General features: G+C 60.5%; 17 protein-coding genes and 1 pseudogene. 5 read left to right on the top strand and 13 right to left on the bottom strand.

What is annotated here, in order from left to right:
* Nucleotides 1-3: 3 nt before the first annotated feature.
* The 3 genes from argF to OA90_RS10815 all read right to left on the bottom strand — a co-directional run bounded on the left by argF (nucleotide 4) and on the right by OA90_RS10815 (nucleotide 3,771).
* Nucleotides 4-1,002 carry an ornithine carbamoyltransferase gene (gene argF, locus OA90_RS10825; protein ID WP_068410584.1) on the bottom strand — a complete coding sequence of 333 codons (999 nt, stop codon included), beginning with the start codon at nucleotides 1,000-1,002 and terminating at the stop codon, nucleotides 4-6.
* Between the two features lie 30 nt (nucleotides 1,003-1,032).
* On the bottom strand, nucleotides 1,033-2,259 hold the full coding sequence (locus OA90_RS10820; protein ID WP_068410581.1) for an arginine deiminase: 1,227 nt from the start codon (nucleotides 2,257-2,259) through the stop codon (nucleotides 1,033-1,035).
* Between the two features lie 72 nt (nucleotides 2,260-2,331).
* Nucleotides 2,332-3,771 carry a YfcC family protein gene (locus OA90_RS10815; RefSeq protein WP_068410578.1) on the bottom strand — a complete coding sequence of 480 codons (1,440 nt, stop codon included), beginning with the start codon at nucleotides 3,769-3,771 and terminating at the stop codon, nucleotides 2,332-2,334.
* A gap of 215 nt (nucleotides 3,772-3,986) precedes the next feature.
* Here OA90_RS10815 and OA90_RS10810 point away from each other — a divergent pair, with 215 nt between their 5' ends.
* Together OA90_RS10810 and OA90_RS10805 are read left to right on the top strand one after the other, a co-directional pair.
* Nucleotides 3,987-4,361: a DUF1622 domain-containing protein gene (locus tag OA90_RS10810; RefSeq protein ID WP_068410575.1), complete on the top strand. Its 375-nt coding sequence runs from the start codon at nucleotides 3,987-3,989 to the stop codon at nucleotides 4,359-4,361.
* A complete protein-coding gene (locus tag OA90_RS10805) occupies nucleotides 4,358-5,806 on the top strand; it encodes a Na+/H+ antiporter NhaC family protein (RefSeq protein ID WP_068410572.1) in 1,449 nt (482 codons plus the stop codon). The genes OA90_RS10810 and OA90_RS10805 overlap by 4 nt, the downstream gene beginning before the upstream one ends.
* A gap of 115 nt (nucleotides 5,807-5,921) precedes the next feature.
* Here OA90_RS10805 and OA90_RS10800 read toward each other — a convergent pair whose 3' ends face one another.
* The 7 genes from OA90_RS10800 to OA90_RS10770 form a co-directional block, all read right to left on the bottom strand.
* On the bottom strand, nucleotides 5,922-6,302 hold the full coding sequence (locus OA90_RS10800; protein WP_068410568.1) for a cupin domain-containing protein: 381 nt from the start codon (nucleotides 6,300-6,302) through the stop codon (nucleotides 5,922-5,924).
* Between the two features lie 48 nt (nucleotides 6,303-6,350).
* Nucleotides 6,351-6,839: a LysM peptidoglycan-binding domain-containing protein gene (locus OA90_RS10795; RefSeq protein WP_068410566.1), complete on the bottom strand. Its 489-nt coding sequence runs from the start codon at nucleotides 6,837-6,839 to the stop codon at nucleotides 6,351-6,353.
* A gap of 173 nt (nucleotides 6,840-7,012) precedes the next feature.
* Entirely contained in the window at nucleotides 7,013-7,519 is a 507-nt protein-coding gene (locus OA90_RS10790) for a hypothetical protein (RefSeq protein ID WP_068410563.1), read from the bottom strand.
* Between the two features lie 157 nt (nucleotides 7,520-7,676).
* Nucleotides 7,677-8,651: a TAXI family TRAP transporter solute-binding subunit gene (locus OA90_RS10785; RefSeq protein WP_068410560.1), complete on the bottom strand. Its 975-nt coding sequence runs from the start codon at nucleotides 8,649-8,651 to the stop codon at nucleotides 7,677-7,679.
* 20 nt (nucleotides 8,652-8,671) lie between these two features.
* Nucleotides 8,672-10,819, bottom strand: coding sequence for a TRAP transporter fused permease subunit (locus tag OA90_RS10780; protein WP_082836972.1), 2,148 nt, complete (start codon nucleotides 10,817-10,819; stop codon nucleotides 8,672-8,674).
* Nucleotides 10,788-12,446 carry a sulfatase-like hydrolase/transferase gene (locus tag OA90_RS10775; RefSeq protein WP_068410554.1) on the bottom strand — a complete coding sequence of 553 codons (1,659 nt, stop codon included), beginning with the start codon at nucleotides 12,444-12,446 and terminating at the stop codon, nucleotides 10,788-10,790. The genes OA90_RS10780 and OA90_RS10775 overlap by 32 nt, the downstream gene beginning before the upstream one ends.
* Nucleotides 12,447-12,550: 104 nt before the next feature.
* Nucleotides 12,551-13,453 (bottom strand): LysR family transcriptional regulator, encoded by a 903-nt coding sequence (locus OA90_RS10770; RefSeq protein ID WP_199823664.1) that lies wholly within the window; start codon nucleotides 13,451-13,453, stop codon nucleotides 12,551-12,553.
* A 229-nt stretch (nucleotides 13,454-13,682) separates the two neighbouring features.
* On the opposite strand from OA90_RS10770, the gene ttcA reads away from it, so the two are divergent.
* Nucleotides 13,683-14,624 carry a tRNA 2-thiocytidine(32) synthetase TtcA gene (ttcA, locus tag OA90_RS10765; RefSeq protein ID WP_068410548.1) on the top strand — a complete coding sequence of 314 codons (942 nt, stop codon included), beginning with the start codon at nucleotides 13,683-13,685 and terminating at the stop codon, nucleotides 14,622-14,624.
* A gap of 127 nt (nucleotides 14,625-14,751) precedes the next feature.
* Here the strand turns inward: ttcA and OA90_RS10760 are convergent, their stop codons facing one another.
* Nucleotides 14,752-15,627, bottom strand: coding sequence for a LysR substrate-binding domain-containing protein (locus OA90_RS10760; protein WP_068410546.1), 876 nt, complete (start codon nucleotides 15,625-15,627; stop codon nucleotides 14,752-14,754).
* A 116-nt stretch (nucleotides 15,628-15,743) separates the two neighbouring features.
* Here OA90_RS10760 and OA90_RS10755 point away from each other — a divergent pair, with 116 nt between their 5' ends.
* Entirely contained in the window at nucleotides 15,744-16,739 is a 996-nt protein-coding gene (locus OA90_RS10755) for an NAD(P)-dependent oxidoreductase (protein ID WP_068410543.1), read from the top strand.
* Nucleotides 16,736-18,160, top strand: coding sequence for an aldehyde dehydrogenase family protein (locus tag OA90_RS10750; protein WP_068410540.1), 1,425 nt, complete (start codon nucleotides 16,736-16,738; stop codon nucleotides 18,158-18,160). The genes OA90_RS10755 and OA90_RS10750 overlap by 4 nt, the downstream gene beginning before the upstream one ends.
* 30 nt (nucleotides 18,161-18,190) lie before the next feature.
* On the opposite strand, the gene OA90_RS10745 is transcribed toward OA90_RS10750, so the two are convergent.
* On the bottom strand, nucleotides 18,191-18,472 hold the full coding sequence (locus tag OA90_RS10745) for an antitermination protein (protein ID WP_068410537.1): 282 nt from the start codon (nucleotides 18,470-18,472) through the stop codon (nucleotides 18,191-18,193).
* A 558-nt stretch (nucleotides 18,473-19,030) separates the two neighbouring features.
* Nucleotides 19,031-19,309 (bottom strand): annotated as a pseudogene (locus OA90_RS29465) (IS4 family transposase); the annotation flags it as partial.
* Nucleotides 19,310-19,313 lie beyond the last annotated feature (4 nt).

Here is a 19,313-nt window from a genome sequence, read left to right as displayed (position 1 = left end):
GGCTCACGATCCCAGTGTTGCGACCAGGATGGCCTTGATCGTGTGCATGCGGTTTTCCGCCTGTTCGAAGGCGATGTTCATTTCGCTCTCGAACACCTCGTCGGTCACTTCCATTTCGGAAATTCCGAATTTGTCGTGGATGTCCTGACCCACGCCTGTTTCGAGATTATGGAAGGCGGGGAGGCAATGCATGAACTTGACGTTCGGGTTGCCGGTCTTTTTCATCAGATTCATGTTGACCTGATACGGGCTGAGCAGCTTGATGCGTTCCGCCCAGACCTCCTTGGCTTCTCCCATGGATACCCAGACATCCGTGTGAATGAAGTCCGCGCCCTCGACCGCATTGATGTCATCGGTGATCGTCAGGCGGGCGCCTGATTTCGCCGCCCGTTCCTCGGCCAGCTCACGCACGTCATCATGGGGCTGAACCTCTTTGGGAGCGATCATTCGCACGTCGCAGCCCATGATCGCTCCCAACATCAGCAGCGAGTTGCCCATGTTCGACCGGCAATCGCCGGAAAAGGCATAGACGATATCCCTTCGCGGCTTGTCGGCATGCTCGACCATGGTTTGCATGTCGGCCAGCATCTGTGTCGGGTGCCAGTCGTCCGTCAGGCCATTGTAAACGGGCACACCGGCGTATTTTGCCAGTTCCTCGACCATCTCATGTCCGGCGCCCCGAAATTCGATGGCATCGAACATGCGGCCGAGCACCCGGGCGGTGTCCTTCATGGATTCCTTGTGGCCGATCTGGGATCCTGACGGATCCAGATAGGTAATGTTGGCGCCCTGGTCGTAAGCCGCGACTTCAAATGCACAGCGCGTACGGGTCGATGTCTTTTCGAATATCAGACAGATATTCTTGCCTTTCAGGGACTGCTGCTCCGAATGGGCATATTTCGCGCGCTTCAGGTCGCGGGCAAGATCGAGCAGAAACAGCATCTCGCGCTGTGTGAAATCCGCGATCTTCAGATAGCTGCGGCCCTTGAGATTGAATGCCATTTCGATGTCTCCCTGGATGAATGCTGGAGGTCAGTAAACGGGATCGCGCAGGATGGGGCAGGTCATGCAATGCCCGCCTCCACGACCGCGGCCGAGTTCCTGACCGTTGATCTCGATGACTTCCACTCCGGCGTCGCGCATGCGCCTGTTGGTGAAGGTGTTGCGCGCATAGCCGACGACCACACCGGGTTCGAGAGCGACGACGTTGTTGCCGTCGTCCCATTGTTCGCGCTCCGCCTGAAATTCGTTGCCCCCGGTGCCGATGACGGTCAACTCGCTAAGCCCCTGTGCCTGCTTGTAGACATCGAAGATCGTGCCGCTCTCCTTGCGCGTGTCGACGCCGCCCTTGTCGTCCGGGCGTAACGAGAAACAGGTGATCGCATCGGCGACTTCGTGGAACGCGGTGACCTTGTCCTGTTCCAGGCAGGTGAAGACCGTGTCCAGATGCATGGCCGCGCGTGATTTGGGCATGACGCAGGCCACCACACGATCCGCCCCGCCTGCCGCGAACAGGTTCTGCGCGACCTGACTGACGGCCTGGCGGGTGGTTCGTTCGCCCATTCCGATGAAAACCGTGCCGTTTCCGATCGGCATGACATCGCCGCCTTCCATTGTGGCGTTCTGAAAGTTCTCGTCGCTGTCCCCCCACCAGATGTCGAACTCGGCGTTCATGAACATGGGATGAAACTTGTAGACCATGCGCTGAAACAGCGTTTCAGGCCGCCGCGCGGGCCAGTACATCGGATTGCAGGTCACACCGTTGTAGATCCAGCAGGAGGGATCGCGCTGGAACTGGGCGTTGGGAACGGCCGGGATCAGGAATTCGCTGCCGGGAAGTTCCGCCTTCGCCAGCCGGGTGAGCTCACCGGTCGGCACGTCCGAGACGATGACGCCGCCCATCAGTTGCCGGGCCAGGGCCTTGCCGCTGAACTCCTCCAGCCAGGGCCGCATCACCTGCGCCAGGACCGGGCCGACGGCGTTTGCGGTGATCAGCCTGTCGAGCAGAAAGGCCCGTGCGCCGTCGGTCTGGTCAATTGCCTCGGCCAGAAGATCCTGAATGTCATGAACCTCGACATCACGGCTTTCCATCACCCGGACGAATTCCGCGTGATCTTCCCGGGCTTTTTCGACCCAGATCACGTCATCGAACAGAAGTTCCTCGCAGTTGTTCGGGGTCAGCCGGTCATGGGCTAGAGAGGGACGCGAGACCATCACCTTTCTGAGTTTGCCGACTTCGGAATGCACGCCGAATTTCATACTGAACCTCCCAAAAACTCTTGTGACTTGAGCGCCGCGGCCTGAAGCGGCGCTGGATTTTCCGAAGCTGTTTCAACTCATGGCCGTGCCAAGGCCGAGCACCGCCACGATAATGACCGCCAGTACGAGCAGGAGAGGGGCGACGAAACGCAGCCAGCGGTCATAGGAAACGCGGCCGATGGCGAGGCCGCCCATGACCACCGCAAAGGTGGGATTGAACAGGTTCACCCAGCCATTCGCCGATTGATAGGCTGTCACCACGAGATCACGCCCGACATCCGCAAAATCCGCCAATGGCGCCATGATCGGCATCGACAACGTCGCCAATCCGGACGAGGACGGTACCAGGAAGGACATCAGGATCTGGATGCCGAACATGACGGTGATGAACAGAAATTCGCTGAGACCGGACACCACACCTTCGGCGCCGGCAAGTATGGTGTCCGTGATCTTGCCCGCATCCATGATCACGACAACACCGCGTGCCACGCCGATGATCAGCGCCACGCCCAGCAGGTCGCGCGCACCGTCGACGAAGGTCTCCACGAAGGCCGCCTCGTCCATGCGTGAGCCTTCGTCGAGCTTGCCGATCCACCAGACAAGAATGGACATGGCGAGGAAGAGCCCGGACATCTCCCCCATCCACCAGTCCAGTGCGACCACACCATAGATCATGACGGCGAACGTCAGGCCAAACAGTGCCAAAATGACCGAGCGGGTTCCCGTGAGATCGGGGAATGTATTGTCTTGGCTTGCGCCCTTCAGAAAGTGAGCCCGGTTTTCCTCCGCCTGATCCGCGACGACCGACGCCGAGGCATCGGTCTTAACGCGTGTGGCGTAGCGCATCACGAAGGCGATGCCGGCGGCAAGGCACAGGGCGAGAATGACGAAGCGCAAAACGATCCCGTCGGTAAAGGGAATGCCGGCGCCCTGTGAAGCGACAACTGTTGCGAATGCGTTGAAGGTGGAACCAAGCGTCCCAATTCCCGCCCCGAGCATGATCACGGCGACCCCGGTCAGCGCGTCATAGCCTGCCCGGATGAAAACCGGGATGATCAGAGCGTAGAACGCCAGGGATTCCTCGGCCATCCCATAGCTTGTTCCTCCGAAAGCGAAGGCGGTCATCAGGATCGGGATCATCAGGATCTCGCGACCTTCCAATCGCTGCAGAAGCCAGCCAATGCCTGCGTCGATTGCTCCGGTTCGGGTGACGACCATAAGGAAGCCGCCGATCACCAGAACAAAGAGAGCGACATCGATCGCCGCACTTGAAGAACTGCCAAGAAGACCGGGATCGTACATGCCGGCAATGGGAGCCAGGATGACGGCGGTGATGCCCTGAGGGTTGGGATCGACCTCGTGATACGTTCCGGGAACCGGCGCCTCGCTTCCGAGCGCCTCATTCATTGCGCGCTGATATTCACCAGCGGGTATGATCCAGGTAAGCGCCGCGACAATAGCGATCAGCATGAAAAGAATTGTGAAGGCTGTCGGAAATTTGAACCGAGTCATGAAAGGCCTCCCGTAAAAATTCACAAGGAAATCTAACGGATAAACGAAACAGTTCAATGACTTTTTTATTCAGAGAATTCAAATTTGCCGGAGCGTATTTCGGCGTGTCTCTTGACTGGTCCGGATAAACACTTACCAATTCGAGAAATGTCGGATGACTGATTTGCAGACTTGGCGGTTTTATTTCGGTAGGTTGAATATACCGGGTTGAGGTCATGGAAATTGTCGAGAAAATTGCGGATATGGTGGATCTCCTGGCAGTGTGCGTGCTGCTGGCGGGACTGGTTATTTCGGTTATATCGACGCTCAAACATGTGCGCCGTATCGATGCTCCCTTGATCGAGACCGCGACAGGCGAGGTGCTTTGCAGGTTTCGGATTTCGCTCGGGCGCTGGCTGCTGGTGGCATTGGAAGTTCTGATCGTGTCTGACATCTTGCATTCCATTGCGCATCGTACGCTGCAGGAAGTGGCCTTTCTCGCCGGGATTGTCGTTATCCGGACCACCTTGTCCTATTTCCTCGATCTGGAGATCGAACGGATGGAGCGGCGGCAGTCTGTTTCCGTTGCAAATGAGGATCCGTTGCGGTGAGGCGTCAAGAACGCAGCCTGTCGTTGGCGTGGTCGCTTGTGCCGGTACTTACCTTGATGGGGCTTCTGGCTTTGGCCTATGCCCTCTTTGGAGAGGAGGCCGCAGGAGGAGCGAACCAGATCGCACTGCTGTTCTCGGCCTTGATCGCGGTGTTCGTTGGGTCGCTTCACGGCTACGACTGGAAAGAGATGGCTGAAGCTGCCCGTGACAGCGTCATGACCGGCATCGGCGCCGTGTTTATTCTGCTTGCGGTCGGTTCGCTGATCGGAACCTGGGCGATGAGCGGGACCCTGATGGCGATGGTCTATTGGGGCCTGAAGATATTATCGCCGGATTTCTTCTATTTCACGGTTGTTCTGATTTCAGCCGCGCTGGCCTTGTGTATCGGCAGTTCCTGGACCGTGGTGGGAACGCTCGGCATCGGGCTCATGGGCATCTCGCAGCAGATGGGGCTGGATCCTGTCATCACGGCCGGTGCAATCATTTCGGGTGCATATTTTGGCGATAAATCCTCACCGCTTTCGGATGCGACCAATCTTGCAACCGCGGCAGCGGGCGCGGATCTCTATTCGCATATTGTCGAGACGCTCTGGACATCGGTTCCGACGCTTTTGATCGCTTTGCTGGTCTTCTGGACCCTCGGTCAACCGGGTGATTTCGATGCCAGCGACATCACGGGGGGCATAGCGGCTCATTTCAATGTCGGCATTCTGCCGTTTTTACCCCTTGGCCTCGTACTGGTGCTGGCCGTGCTGCGCTATCCGCCGTTCGTCACCATCTTTCTGGGCGCCTTGTTCGGCGGGATCATCGCCATAATCGTCTCCCCTGAAAACGTTGTCTCACTGGCTGGCGACCCGGATCTTCCTGTTGCGCTTGCCATGGTCAAGGGGGTGTGGACCGCTATGGCGAACGGTTATGTCTCCGCGAGCGGGTCGGAGGTTCTTGACCGGTTCCTCAGCCGTGGCGGCATGTCTTCCATGCTCGTGACCATCTGGTTGATCCTGACGGCTCTTGCCTTTGGAGGGATTGTCGAAAAGATCGGTGTTCTCGACCGGTTGCTGGCGCCGGTCCTTGCCGCGGCCAAGACAGCCGGGCGACTGGTCTCGGCGCTTGTTGTGGCGGCGATCAGCACCAATGCGCTGGCATCCGATCAATATATCGCAATCGTGCTGCCGGGCCGGATCTTTCAAAAGGCATTTCGCAAGCTGAACCTTGCTCCGGTTGTCCTGTCCCGCTCGGTCGGCGATTCCGCGACCGTGACGAGCGCACTGGTTCCCTGGAACAGTTGCGGCGCCTATATGGCCGCGACCCTGGGTGTCGCAACAGTCTCCTACGCGCCTTATGCCGTGTTCAACCTGCTGAACCCGATTGTCACGATCGCTTTTGCCTTCGCCGGTTTCCGGATGATCGCCAGGACCGATGACGCGTCCGATCCCAAGGGCTAGACGCCGGTTACCGGGCGTCTTGCGGAGTCGCCGTGCCTCGACAGATGGCCGAGGCTTAACAAGCGGGCCCTCACGGCAAAAGAAAGCCCGCCATACCGGCGGGCCGTTTCAGTTATTACAAGGGGTGAAGGCGCTTCAGATCGTGAACCGTCAGATCGCTCTCCGCGTCTCCGGTATTCAGTGTCGTCGCAGGTTCGAACATCACCACCACCGGCTTGTCGGTCAGCGATCTGGGACGATGTTCAACGGTTCGGGGGACAACCATGAAGTCACCTTCGCCGAGCTCTACCGATCCGTCTCGGAAATCAAGGGCGATACGGCCTCGAAGGACCAGAAAGCCCTCGTCTTCGTTTTCATGGGAATGCCAGTCGAAAACATCGCCGAATTTCGCCACTTTCACATATGACTCGTTCACCGCGCCGACGATATGCGGGTCGAAAACCTGCGAGACCTGAGCGTCCGCCGACGCGACGATGTTGAGTTTTTCCGGTGGCATTCCCTGTTTCCCCTAGCGTATCGGTCTAGCCCTGAAAGGGCACCCGTATCAGATATCGTTCCTGGGGATCCGGAGCAACTGACCGGGGAAGATTAGGTTCGGGTCGTTCAGTATGTGCTGGTTGGCCTGAAAGATCGGCTGAAAGTCGGAATTGCCGTATTCCTGCTGCGCAATCTTCGTGAGCGTGTCGCCCGGCTTCACCGTATAGGGCCGCCAGCCACCGTAGCCCGGCAGAATTTTGGGGCCGAAAAGGATCGGAATGACGATGGAAGGCCCGTTTTCGTTACCGCTGTCGTCGGCAAGCGTCAGGAACAGCCGGTTGAGCTGGAAACTGTTGTTGTCCGGAATGTCGATCGAGCCCTGAAATTGCCGGAGCGCGAGCGAGCCGACATTGGCAAAGGACGAGTATTCGTCATGCCCCTCGGATACGCGGATGCTCAAAGTGCCTTCAAAGGCTACCGCGTTTCCGGAAACAAGAATTGTCGAGCCGACAAGATCGAACGGCTGGGGCTGCTGAATGTCGAGTGTGACAGTCACATCAATATCCTCCTCGCGAGCTGTCTCTGGTCGTGTTGTCAGTCCCCCCGGAACAGCATCAGAAGGCATTGTTTTGGCGAAATGGTGACCGCCGCGCTCTTTCGGAGCGTCGAACGACAGACGGGTAGGAAGGGCCCACCGGCGCCGAGCCCGGTTCGACAGGGGACAGCACTCTAGCGGCGGTCACTCAGCCGAAGGTTGGACAGAACGCAATTGGTGTTCTCGTCCAATTCTCCCATCAGATCGAAGGTTTCATTGGAAAAGTCGGTCTTGACCGAGAAGATTTCGCGCATGAAGCCTTTTTCCCTCAACGACTCGGGAAGGCCGTCCGACATGAAGGAATAGGTGCCGGAAATGCCTAGCGGATGAAGCTCCACCGCAATGCCTTGCACTTCGGCTTCCGCCAGCATGATCAAGGTGGTGACGTTAATGCCGAATTCGATGTTGACCACCGTGCCGAGGTCTGCCTCGTATCTTTCAGTGCAGGCGTCGTCCTTGTCCGGCGCGCGGCTGCCGTTCTCCAGGAAAGCGGACGCGGTGGTCAGCTTGACCGACGTTTTTCCTATCAGTTCGAGGGCGTTCAAGGGGCCCGCCGCAGCGAGAGTGATACCGGCTGCACAGATGCAGGTTGCCATTTGGCGGGACAGGGTTTTGGCGAAGTTTGAAAGAATAACCTTCATGTGACTTGCTCCCTTAAGTTGCTCGTCAACTCTAGGTGAAGTCAGGTCTATATTCAACTATTGAGTGTGTTTGTGGGTGCCAATAACCCAGCGTGTCGCAAGAGCGGTGCAGCAGGGGCAAGCCCCTGCAGTACGTGACCGTCAGGGCTTGTCCGGCTTATTGTACGCCGATTTCCTTGTAGTAGCGCGCTGCGCCGGGATGAAATTGCGCGGTGCCGAGCTGCTGGGCAGCATACTCTGCGGACAATGCCTTCGCCCAGGGGGCGTCCGTGGTGATGCCGTCGAGATTTTCCCAGAATGTCTTGGTGATCCGGTAGACCTGCTCTTCGTCCAGATCGGCGCGAACGCCGATGCCGACGGCCGTGTCATTCGACATCACCGGGCCGTCATTGACCTGGTTTTCGTAAAGACCGGCGGGGATTTCGGCCCGCTTGCGGAACTTGCCGAGGAACTTGTCGACCGCTTCGCCTTCATGGTCTTCCGGGCCGATGAAGCGGATCTTTTCCGTTTCGGTGAACTGGATGAACTGCTGGCACGGGTCGATGCAGCCGTTCACATACACGTCGACCTTGCCGTCGAGAAACGACTGGAAGCCGGTTGCCCAGTTGGCCTTGATGGCATCGTAGTCCTCGCCCGCGACAAGGCCTGTCGTGGCTTCGACCCAGCCCTTCGCGGCGTTGTAGGCACCGCCGCCCTGGGGGCCGAGAAACACCGTCGCGCCCTCGATGTCATCGAGCGTGGTGATGTCGCTGTCGCCTCTGACGGCGAAATGATACTCACCGTAGGGGAACCACATCAGCACCTGGACATTCTTGGCGAGCTCCGGAGCTTCGGGCTCGTTCTTGTACATGGCGATGCCCTTCGACATCAGGATGTGGATGGTCGGCGAGGTCATGAACATGTCGAGATTGCCGCGCGCGGTCTCCATCTGGTGAAGCGTCGCCGCGCCTCCACCGGCCACCTCAATGGCGACATCGTCGAGCTTGTCCGTGACGAGATTGGCGAAAGTCGCCATGGTGATCGCCTGACCCAGGCTCGGCTCGATCGTCTGCATCTTGAGCGTGGTGTCCTGCGCCGAGGCGGCGCCCGTTGCCAGAAGGGCCGCCAGGGCCGCATATGCCAGTTGTTTCATTTCTTCCTCCCTTTTTATAGTCAGCTTGCCGGCATGTTGCCGGGGGCTGTTACCGCCTCCCGGCGGTGCACGATGATGTGGGCGGCGAGAACCGCCAGAAGCAGCCCGCATGCAGGTCCTGCCACCCAGATGTCGGGAACCAGCACCAGCAGGCCGAGACCGATCCGCAGGATCCTTTCGGCAGCGCCAATCCGGCCGCGGTCAAAGCCTGTCAGCGCGGAGCTCACGGCCCACATGGCCAGCACGTAGGCGGCAAGGATCCAGAACAAGCCCGCCCAGGACACCGTCGAGATGTCAGGCATCGCACGGCTGTCCGGTGCGCCGGTGCCGAACCAGATGAAGAGCACCTGGAGCTTGTAGAGAACCGCCGGGTGATAGACGAAAATGAACGGAATCAGGAACCCGGCAACGCCGATCCTGGCCGCCTGAAAACCAGTGCGGATCGGATCCGCTCCGGCAATCGGCGCCGCTGCAAAAGCGGCAAGGGCAACAGGCGGCGTCACCGTCGACATGACGGCGAAGAAGACGACGAACAGGTGCAGCGTCAACAGCGGGACCCCAACGGCGTCGATGCCCGAGGACAGCGCGATGACGATGATGAAGTAAGTCGCTCCGGGCGGCAGGCCCATGCCCAGAACGATGGAGCCGAAGGCGACCACGATCAGCACGATCGGCAACGGGCCGTCGGCAAGCTGTGTCAGCAGCAGTGCGAGACGTCCGGCAAAGCCCGAGACCTGGATCAGGCCGACGATCAGGCCGATGGCGGTGACGATCACCACGATGGTGGCCGCCATCCGTCCGGCGTTGACGAAAGCCCGCCAGATGCGCGGCCGTGAGCGGAATTCGCGGAACAGGACCAGCGACGACACAACGGCGGCCAGAAATCCGTAAAACCCGGCTTTGGGGACGGACGGCTGGCTGAACAGGAAATACGTCAGCACCCCCAACGGCACGACAAAGACGAGGCACTGTACCCATTCCTTGCCTGTCAGGGGCGGGCGCTGGCCCCTGGGCAGGGCACCGATGCCGTGGCGGCGGGCCTCGAAATAGACCGCCAGGAACGTGGCGAAGTAATACATGATCGCGGGGGCGATGGCCGCGACGACGATGTAGCGGTATTCCAGACCGATCTGGCCGGCGACGAAGAAGGCCACCACTCCCATGACCGGGGGCATGACCTGGCCTCCGGTGGAGGCGGCGGCCTCGACCGCACCGGCGAAGGCGGGCTTGAAACCTGACTTCTTGATCACCGGAATGGTCATCACGCCGGTGGAGACGACATTGGAGATTGCCGCGCCCGACAGAGTGCCGAACAGGGCCGAGGAGGCGACCGCCGCATGCGCCGCGCCGCCGACCAGCCCGCCGGTCAGCCTGTTGGCGATCTTCATCAGCAGATCGCCCGCACCGGAGGCCATCATCACGGCGCCGAAGACGATGAAGATCAACACACTGCCGGAGACGACCTGCAGGGGCTGGCCGAACTGGCCGCCAGTCTGCGCCCAGAAATTCAACACCATGGAGCGCAGGCTCTGTGCAAAGGTCGAGTCCGATCCGGCAAGAATGCCGGTCCAGCCGGGCATGTAGCCGCGGACGAAGAAATAGACGACCCAGAACAGGCAAAAGGCCACGATGAAGCCGCCGAAAAGACGCCAGGTCAGATATAGCGTGATCGCCGTTGCGAGCGGGAACATCACGAAGTCGATCGGGCTGGCCGAGGGCAGGGCACCGCCGTCGGTGGCGAAAATCTTGACCATCCAGGAAATGTAGGCGGCAAGGGCCAGCAGCGTCAGCACCCAGTTGAGCAGGCGCCCATAAGCTCCCTTGTGGAGGGCAAGGAGCGAAATGGCGAAGGAGAACACGATCGGCAAACCTATGATCAGGCCGGTCGGCAGGAGGAAGGACCTCTCGAACGCCCTGTAGCCCGCACCCAGCCAGTGCTCGCGCATGAGGACGCGCTGGTCGCGGCGCGACAGGTCCTCGAACCCCTGCGTTGTGGTTTCGATAAACCATCGGACCAGATCCGTGATCGGACCGGATGCCGCATAGATGACGATGACACTGACGAAGAGCACCGCCAGGATGTCGGCGATCCACGTGTCTGTCGAAGAGTCGGCGGCACCGGCTCGAGCGGTCACGTCAACGGTTTCCCTTGGGGTCGTCTGAGACATGATCCTGGGCGACCGGGCCGCGATAGGCCACAGTCAACTCCTCCGCGACTTCCGAACCGTCCTTGAGGAAGGGCAGGATGCCACGCCGCAACGAGCTGCCGCCCATGGCGGCGATGTCGTCATCCGACCTGGTCACTCGCTGCGACATGCGCCGGCCCCAACGGGCAAGAAAGTCGTAGAGTCTGTCGATCTCCGCCGTATGCGTACCGGTCTTGGCAAGGTCGTGGAATTCCTCGGGATCGGAAGCAAGATCGAACAGCATAGGGCGGAAGCCGCCCTCGGCATGGATGAGCTTGTAGCGGCCGTCGAACACCATGAAGAGCCGGGCGTCGCGGGAAGAAACGCCAAGGGACTTGCACATCGGCGTGACGGAATAATCGTATTCGCTGACCACATAGTCGCGCCAGTCGGGCGTCTCGCCGCGCAGCCACGGAGACAGGCTGCGGCCTTCCAGAATGTGATCGGCGGCCCGGCCGCCTGCGGCCTCGAGGAACGTCGGCGCGAGATCTATGGATTCCACCAGTGCGTCACAGGTGGTGCCTCGTGTCGGGTCTGCCTGAGCCCGCGGATCGTAGACGATCATCGGAACCTTCACCGAGGGCTCGTGAAACAGGTCCTTTTCGCCCAGCCAGTGATCACCGAGGTAGTCGCCGTGATCGGAGGTGAGCACGATCATCGTGTCCTTCATCCGACCGGTGGCCTCCAGATGATCAAGCAACCTGCCGAGCTGGTCGTCGCACTGCTTGATCAGGCCCATGTAGGCCGGGATGACCTTGCCGCGCACGTCTTCCTGTTGAAACGCGGCTGCGATCCTGTTGCCCATGAAGGCGTCATAGACGGGATGAGCGTCCTCACGTTCGACATCGGCGCGAATGGCCGCCGGTACGTGGTTTTGCCCGTAGAGGGCATGGTAGGGCGCGGGAACGATATAGGGCCAGTGCGGCTTGATGTAGCTTACATGGGCACACCAGGGGGCTTCGGCCTGGTCGATGAACTCGATCGTGCGCGACGTCAGCCACGGGGTCTCGCTGTCCTCCTCGCGAATGTTCGCCGGCTTGTCGGCATTGTCGAACATCCAGCCGGAGGCCTTCTGGCCGTCCTCGATCCCGGCATTTGCAAAATCCGCCCAGGGATTGTCGCCGCTATAGCCCTTCGACTTCAGATACTCGTTATAGGGAGAGCGCTTTTCGTCGTAAAAGCCGTCCGGCCCTTCGCCCCAGAGCCCGTCATCGCGGATCCACACGTCGAAACCGCATTCTGCCTGGCGCGCGCCGATGACGCTGTCGGGCGCGAGGCCGAGCCGGGCCATGCCCTCCGCGTCGGCTTTCATGTGGGTCTTGCCGATCAGCCAGCACTCCATGCCGGCCTTGCGCAAGTGGTCTCCGAGCGTGTGCTCGCCAACCCGCAGGGGAAAACCGTTCCACTGGGCGCCATGGGAGGATGCGTAACGCCCGGTGTAGAAACTCATCCTGCTGGCACCGCATATGGGCGACTGCACATAGGCGTTGGTGAAACGCAGGCCCATGGCCGCGACCCGGTCGAAATTGGGTGTTTCAAGATGCGGATGACCGGCACAGCTCAGATAGTCGAAGCGAAGCTGGTCATACATGATGAACAGGATGTTCACGCGGTTCCCTCCCGAAGCGCCGGTTGACCGGCATTCTTGGCGAGAATGCTATCACCTGTAGGTATATCCCTCAATTAACGTTATCTCATGGACATAACCTCAGGTTATGTCTTGCTATGCAACGTACCGCCTTCTTCGCGGACAATATCCGCGAAAGCGAGGGCGACCGGTGTCAGCAGCTTTTCCCGGGTCCAGGTGAGCGCGATTTCGACCTGAAGCATGCTCAGGTCCACGGACAACGCCGCCACATCCCAGCGTTTGACGACATCATCGGCGATCACCGACGGGAACGAGCAGATGACATCCGAACATTCGAGAATGGCAAGAATGCTCATGATGGAATCCGACCGGATGACCGGTTCCGGCCCCTCGAGGCCGTGATGCCTGAAATAGTCCTTGAAGAGCGGAGGGCGGCTGCGCGGTCCGATCACGGCCCAGCGAGCCGCCAGTAGGTCCTCGGGCCGGTGAAGCTCCCTGAGGGGCGAGCGCGCGCCGGTCAGGAAGGTGATAGAGGTCGTCAGCAACTTTTCGACATGCAGCCCGGTTTTCGAGGCAGGTTCGGGGGCCGGGCCGATGACGAAATCCGCCTCGCCCGACCGCAATCCGCGAAACGCTCTGGGCGCATGACCGCCTGTTATGCTCAGTTCTATGCCCGGAAACCGGCTCTGGAACCTGCGCACCACCGGCGGCATGATTTTCAGCGCGGCGAGGGGCGAAACCACCACGGATATGGATCCGACAAATTCACCACGCGCCTGGGCGACCCCCTCCGTCAGTTTCTGAAGGTCCCGTCTGATCCGCTGGCAGCGTTCGATGACGGGCAGTCCTTCCAGCGTCGGCACGATCCCGCTTGGCACCCTGTGAAAGAGGACCACTCCGAGTTCGCTTTCCACCTTCTTGAGCGCTTTGGTGATCGCCGGCTGAGATTTGTTCAGGGCCTTCGCCGCCGCGGCGAGGCTGCCCAGGGTCGCGATCGCATCCACCAGTTCCACATACTGTGTTTTCACTTCCCGGATCTCCCGACCGTGTGCTGACCGGCGGCGACTGTGCCAAAGTTCGATCCATGGGGCCAGTGGTCCTTGTTGTGGTTCGGGCCATAGTGCGTGTGCGCAATTTTGTATCCAAGGATCTGCGCCGGTGTTTTTCGCCAGCATTGCTTTTCGCTTTTACCCATGTGCCCGATCCGCTATGTCAGCAACACCACCGGACACAGTGAAAAGCCGCCGAGCCTCGACCATGAACGACATTGCAGACAGCTCCGTCACCGATGTGCCCGCGCTTTTGAGAAACGCGCCGTCAAGCGTGGAGTTCAAGAAATTGCGCAAGCGGCTGCTCAGGCAGGTGCGGGAAGCCATCGGCGATTTCGGCATGCTGGCGGAGAGTGCTTCGGAAGAAAGCAGGCCGAAGTGGCTTGTGTGCCTGTCCGGCGGCAAGGACAGCTACACGCTGCTGGCAGTGCTGGTCGAGCTGCAATGGCGCGGGTTGCTTCCGGTGGAACTGGTTGCCTGCAATCTGGATCAGGCGCAGCCGGGTTTTCCGGCACATGTCCTGCCGCAGTTCTTCGAAGAAAACGGCGTCAAGCATGTCATCGTGCGCCAGGACACCTATTCCATCGTCACCGAAAAGATCCCGTCACACCGGACCTATTGCTCGCTGTGCTCGCGTCTGCGGCGGGGAATCCTGTACAGGGTGGCGCGCGAACAGGGCTGCGAGGCGATCGTGCTCGGCCATCATCGCGAGGACATTCTGGAGACCTTCTTCATGAATCTCTTCCATGGCGGGCGTCTGGCCTCCATGCCGCCGAAACTGATCAATGACGAGGGCGATCTCCTGGTGCTGCGCCCGCTCGCCTATGCAGCGGAAAACGATATCGCCAGGTTTGCCACAGGCATGCGTTTCCCGATCATTCCCTGCAATCTGTGCGGCTCGCAGGACGGGCTGCAGCGCGACGAGGTCAAGCGACTGCTGCAGACCTGGGAAAAGGAGACACCCGGACGGCTCGGCATCATGGCTCGCGCGCTGGGCAACTCGCGGCCCTCCCATCTGCTCGACCGGTCGCTCTACGATTTCGTCAACCTGCGACCGGCGGGCGGGGAAGATGCTTCTGACGATGGCGAAGCTGAGGAGCCCTGCGGGGCGAGCCTTGCCCTGACCGCGAAGCTGTTCGCGGCGGAGTGATTTCTTCTGCACGCGCCGCACCGTCCCGGCCTTGAGCCGGGACCTTGCCGGACTTGCAAGCGGGTCCCGGCTCGAGGCCGGGACGGCGATACCGAAACTTTCATGTGACCTCCGCAAAGCCGGCCACTCACGCAAACAAGTCCCTGATCCAGGCCTCCACCATTCCAGTTGCCGCTTTCGGAGCGGGGGCATTATCCCGCGTGAGGAGAAAGTGCGTCTGCAGAGACGGAATCTCTAGATCCAGGGGACTGGCGAGCCGGCCGTTTCCCGTCAGTCTCGATGCGATCTTCCCGAGCAGGAGGGCGGTACCGCCGCGCGCCGCCGCGAGTTCGACAGCCGCCAGCGATGTGTCGACCGTGATCCCCGGGTGTTTCGCTTCGGCGGTCAGGCCGATGGTTTCGAAAAACCGTGGCCAGTGATCGTCGAACCCGAGGACGTGAATGCGCGGATGTTCCAGCAACTGGTGCGGGCTCCTGATCGCCGCCGCAAGGCCCGGCGCACAGACAGGTACGACAACCTCGGTGCCCAGAGGTTCCGCATGCGCGCCCGGCCAGGAGCCGGTGCCCAGCCGGATTTCAATTTCGATGCCGCTTTCCAGAACCGTGTCCGCCCAGATGGCCGATAGCAGCCGGATCCTCAGTTCGGGGTGCTGCCGCTGGAAGTCAGTCAGCGCGGGCGCAATGATCAGCGCTGCTTCGGAGATCGGCGCCCGGATGGTTACCGTTCCCGCCGTGCGGTTGCCGAACAGCCCTTCCGTCGACAGCGCCAGATCCTGAAGAGCCTTGCGTACGGAAGGCAGATAGGCCCGGCCGCTGGCCGTCAGGTTCACCTTGCGGGTCGTGCGCTCGAAGAGCTGATGACCGAGCTGGGTTTCCAGCGCGCTGATGTGATTGCTGACGGCAGCCTGCGTCAGCCCGAGTTCGCTTCCTGCCGCGGTGAAGCTGCCCAGGCGGCTGGCCGCTTCAAAACTCCGCAGCCAGAGAAGATTTGGAAGCGACTTCATTTCAGTCCATTCATAAATTAAATCGTGTAATTATAGCCAATTATATCGTTTCTCTTGAAGTTTGACGAGAGGCAGACTTGCGCCTTCTTTGTCCTCATTCAGGAAAGGCGCTCTCCATGCGTGTCGGGTTCATCGGTCTGGGAAATGTCGGCGGCAAACTTGCCGGAAGTATTCTGCGCAACGGTTTCGAGCTGACCGTTCATGACCTTGATCAGGAGCTTGTCGAGGCCTTCGTCGCCATGGGGGCGGAGCGCGGAAATAGCCCGAGGCATCTGGCGGAGACCTGCGATGTCGTTATCACCTGCCTGCCGAGCCCGGCCGCCTGTGCCTCGGTGGTCGAGGGGCCGTACGGCATTCTGGAAGGCATCGGACCCGGGCGGATCTGGGCGGAGATGTCGACCACGGATGCCGGCGAGACCAGACGGCTCACGGAACGCGTCATCGCGACGGGCGCCGAGGCCATTGAATGCCCGGTTTCCGGCGGTTGTCACCGCGCGGCTACTGGCAATATCTCCATTTTCGCCGGCTGCACGCGGGCAACCTTCGAGAAAGCCCTGCCGTTCCTGATGGTCCTCGGCCGCAGGGTGCTGCACACGGGCGAGATCGGCTCGGCCTCGGTGCTGAAGGTGGTGACGAATTATCTGGCGACCGCCAATCTGGTGTCGGTCGCCGAGGCGCTTGTAACCTGCAAGGCGGCAGGCATGGACATGGCAACCGCCTATGAAGCGATCCGGATTTCGTCGGGCAATTCCTTCGTCCACGAGACCGAAAGCCAGGTGATCCTCAACGGATCGCGGGACATCTCCTTCACCATGGATCTTGTCGCCAAGGACATAGGCCTGTTTCAGAAGATCGCAGAAGCCCATGAAGTGCCGCTGGAACTCTCGCCGCTGCTCAACGATATCTTTGCCGATGCGATTGCCCGCTTCGGGCCGCGCGAACTCTCGCCCAACATCATCAAGCGGCTGGAGGAGGCGACAGCCCTAGAGGTGCTGGCACCGGGCTTTCCGGCGGAGATGGTTGACGACGAGCCTGAAGAAGCCGGATATGAGGTGGTGCCGAAACGCGGCGAACAGACGGTTCAGGAAAGACTGGAAGCAGTGGGACGATGATCGAGAAACGGCAATTCTATATCGGCGGTGATTGGGTCGAACCGGTCGTGCCGAACGATCTCAAGGTCATCAACCCGGCAACCGAGCAGCCTGTCGCGGTCATTTCCCTGGGAACGGCCGCCGATGTCGACAGGGCTGTGGCGGCGGCCCGGGCCGCATTCGATACCTGGGGTGAGGCGAGCGTAGAGGAGCGCACCGCGCTTCTGGAGCGGATCATCGCCGTTTACGAGCGCCGCTCCGACGAGATGAACGAAGCGATACGGCTGGAGATGGGCGCTCCGGTGAAATTCGCGCGCGAGCAGCAGACACCGGCCGGTACCGGTCATCTGCAGGCAACACTGGAAGCTCTCAGGGATCACAGGTTCGAGTTTCCGAGCCCGCGTGGCGGCAGCGTGCTCCGGCACGAGCCGGTCGGGGTCTGTGGCCTGATCACGCCGTGGAACTGGCCGATCAACCAGATCGCCGCCAAGGTCGCGCCCGCGCTTGCCGCCGGCTGCACGGCAATCCTGAAGCCGAGCGAAATCGCGCCGCTGTCCGCGCTTCTCTTTGCGGAAATCCTCGATGAAGCCGGTTGCCCGGCCGGTGTCTTCAATCTGGTGAACGGCGACGGGGCCGGTGTCGGCACGGCCATGGCGCGGCATGCGGACATCGACATGATGTCATTTACCGGCTCGACGCGGGCGGGCGTCTCGGTGACGCAGAACGCGGCAGTGAGCGTCAAGCGGGTGGCGCTGGAGCTAGGCGGCAAGTCGCCCAACCTGCTGTTTGCGGATGCAGATCTGGACGAGGCGGTCCGTTATTCGGTCGAAAGCTGTTTTTCCAACACCGGCCAGTCCTGCGACGCGCCGACACGGCTGCTGGTGGAACGCAGTGTCTATGCGGAGGCGGTCGATCTTGCGGCCGGGGTTGCGGCTGGCGTCAAGGTCGGCGATCCGGCGGAGGAGGGCGATCATATCGGCCCGGTGATCAGCGAGCTCCAATACGAGAAAATCCAGGGCCATATCGAACGTGGCATTGCCGACGGTGCCCGGTTGATCGCCGGCGGTCCGGGCAAGCCGGACGGCTTCGAAACCGGCTATTACGTGAAACCGACGATCTTTGCCGATGTCGATAACGACATGCGCATCGCCCGCAACGAGATTTTTGGCCCGGTTCTGGTGATGATCTCCTTCGATACGGAGGAGGACGCCATCCGCATCGCCAACGACACGCCCTACGGCCTCGCCGCCTATCTCCAGACCGGCGACCCGGAGCGAGCGAGGCGCGTTTCCCGCAAGCTGCGCGCCGGCAGCGTCTATATCAACGGTGCCGGCCCCGACTGGGACGTGCCCTTCGGCGGCTACAAGCAATCCGGCATCGGCCGCGAATACGGCGAATTCGGTTTGATGGACTTTCTGGAGCTGAAGGCGATTACAGGGTGAGGTGATCTGGCCGAGGCCCACGTCAAGATGTCAATGCAAGGCCTTGTCACCGTCGAAGCCACCCATCGGCTGGTTGCGGACCAGGATCACCAGGCCCTGCTTGCTGGGCTGGGCATCCTTCAGGGCCACGCCGCCATAATTGGCGCAGAGGTCCTCGGCGGGTTTGTTATGGGCAGGTGTGAACATGGTGATGGCGTGGCAATCGACGCGGCGGAGTTCGCGGTCCGCGTCAAAGCTGCCGGACACGGCAAATCCGATCCCGGCAAGGATCACTGCGAAGGTAGAGGTGGCTGCAATCGTTTTCTTGTTCATCGTCCCCGGTCCCATTTCCCGGCCCGCAGGTTTCTGCAGGGCCTTGTGATATGGACGGAGAATGGCGGAACGCACCTGTACTCGCCCTGAAATCCGCATTCACCTTACGTTCAGTTTAGATGATTCGGCAGAATTTGCCGAGTGCGCGCCCAAATTCCGCCGGATTCGAATCGGGTCAGCTTTGGATAAAGGCAACCCGGAGCCGTGCGCTGATCGAAAAATCCTCAGTTCCAGGTGACGTAGCGGATGCCTGGTTCAAGCCACCCTGCTTGCAGCGGGACATATGCCTGGATACGAGTCAGCATCCGGCTCCACCGCGTTTTTCGGAACCGCCCGGTCCTCATGGAGTTCGCAGGATTGGAGCTCTCCGCTGCTGACGCAGAAAGAGCCGCCGTCCTTCATTGCATCCCCTGAGAACACTTCTTCTTTGTCATGCCCTTGACCCTGCAATCCATGGCTCGACCATGGCATCCACGCGGATCCGTTGCTACGCACCGCGGCCTGACTTGGTCACATGACGCGGCATGGATTGCAGGGTCAAGCCCACTGCTGTCCGGTTTAAATTGGATTAAGGTTTAGGGTCATCTGCCTTGTGTCTGTTTCCGGTGGTGGTTTGTGAGTGTTTAGTGCGTTGATTGTGCGTCGATGCATGAGGTTGAGGCGAACAAGGCGTGCGAAGGCGAGTGGTTGCTTGACTGCGGTCTGGGTCGCCTGAGCGGCTCTCAGCAGGATATAGGCGATCAAGGCGATGAAGATCTGGATGCGTACGGCATTCTCGGACGTTCCGAGGAAATGCCGGATCTTCAGGTTCTGCTTGATCCACTTGAAGAACAGCTGAGCG

The sequence above is a fragment of the Labrenzia sp. OB1 genome, assembly GCF_001624695.1.
Lineage (GTDB): Bacteria > Pseudomonadota > Alphaproteobacteria > Rhizobiales > Stappiaceae > Roseibium.
Note: the sequence above shows the minus strand (reverse complement) of the source record. Positions and strands in the feature narration are given on the sequence as shown.

What these genes read in the sequence shown, in the direction of transcription:
- argF (WP_068410584.1), bottom strand. Translation starts at nt 1,002, where the DNA reads ATGGCATTCAATCTCAAGGGCCGCAGCTATCTGAAGATCGCGGATTTC.
- OA90_RS10820 (WP_068410581.1), bottom strand. Translation starts at nt 2,259, where the DNA reads ATGAAATTCGGCGTGCATTCCGAAGTCGGCAAACTCAGAAAGGTGATG.
- OA90_RS10815 (WP_068410578.1), bottom strand. Translation starts at nt 3,771, where the DNA reads ATGACTCGGTTCAAATTTCCGACAGCCTTCACAATTCTTTTCATGCTG.
- OA90_RS10810 (WP_068410575.1), top strand. Translation starts at nt 3,987, where the DNA reads ATGGAAATTGTCGAGAAAATTGCGGATATGGTGGATCTCCTGGCAGTG.
- OA90_RS10800 (WP_068410568.1), bottom strand. Translation starts at nt 6,302, where the DNA reads ATGCCACCGGAAAAACTCAACATCGTCGCGTCGGCGGACGCTCAGGTC.
- OA90_RS10790 (WP_068410563.1), bottom strand. Translation starts at nt 7,519, where the DNA reads ATGAAGGTTATTCTTTCAAACTTCGCCAAAACCCTGTCCCGCCAAATG.
- OA90_RS10785 (WP_068410560.1), bottom strand. Translation starts at nt 8,651, where the DNA reads ATGAAACAACTGGCATATGCGGCCCTGGCGGCCCTTCTGGCAACGGGC.
- OA90_RS10780 (WP_082836972.1), bottom strand. Translation starts at nt 10,819, where the DNA reads ATGTCTCAGACGACCCCAAGGGAAACCGTTGACGTGACCGCTCGAGCC.
- ttcA (WP_068410548.1), top strand. Translation starts at nt 13,683, where the DNA reads ATGAACGACATTGCAGACAGCTCCGTCACCGATGTGCCCGCGCTTTTG.
- OA90_RS10760 (WP_068410546.1), bottom strand. Translation starts at nt 15,627, where the DNA reads ATGAAGTCGCTTCCAAATCTTCTCTGGCTGCGGAGTTTTGAAGCGGCC.
- OA90_RS10755 (WP_068410543.1), top strand. Translation starts at nt 15,744, where the DNA reads ATGCGTGTCGGGTTCATCGGTCTGGGAAATGTCGGCGGCAAACTTGCC.
- OA90_RS10750 (WP_068410540.1), top strand. Translation starts at nt 16,736, where the DNA reads ATGATCGAGAAACGGCAATTCTATATCGGCGGTGATTGGGTCGAACCG.
- OA90_RS10745 (WP_068410537.1), bottom strand. Translation starts at nt 18,472, where the DNA reads ATGAACAAGAAAACGATTGCAGCCACCTCTACCTTCGCAGTGATCCTT.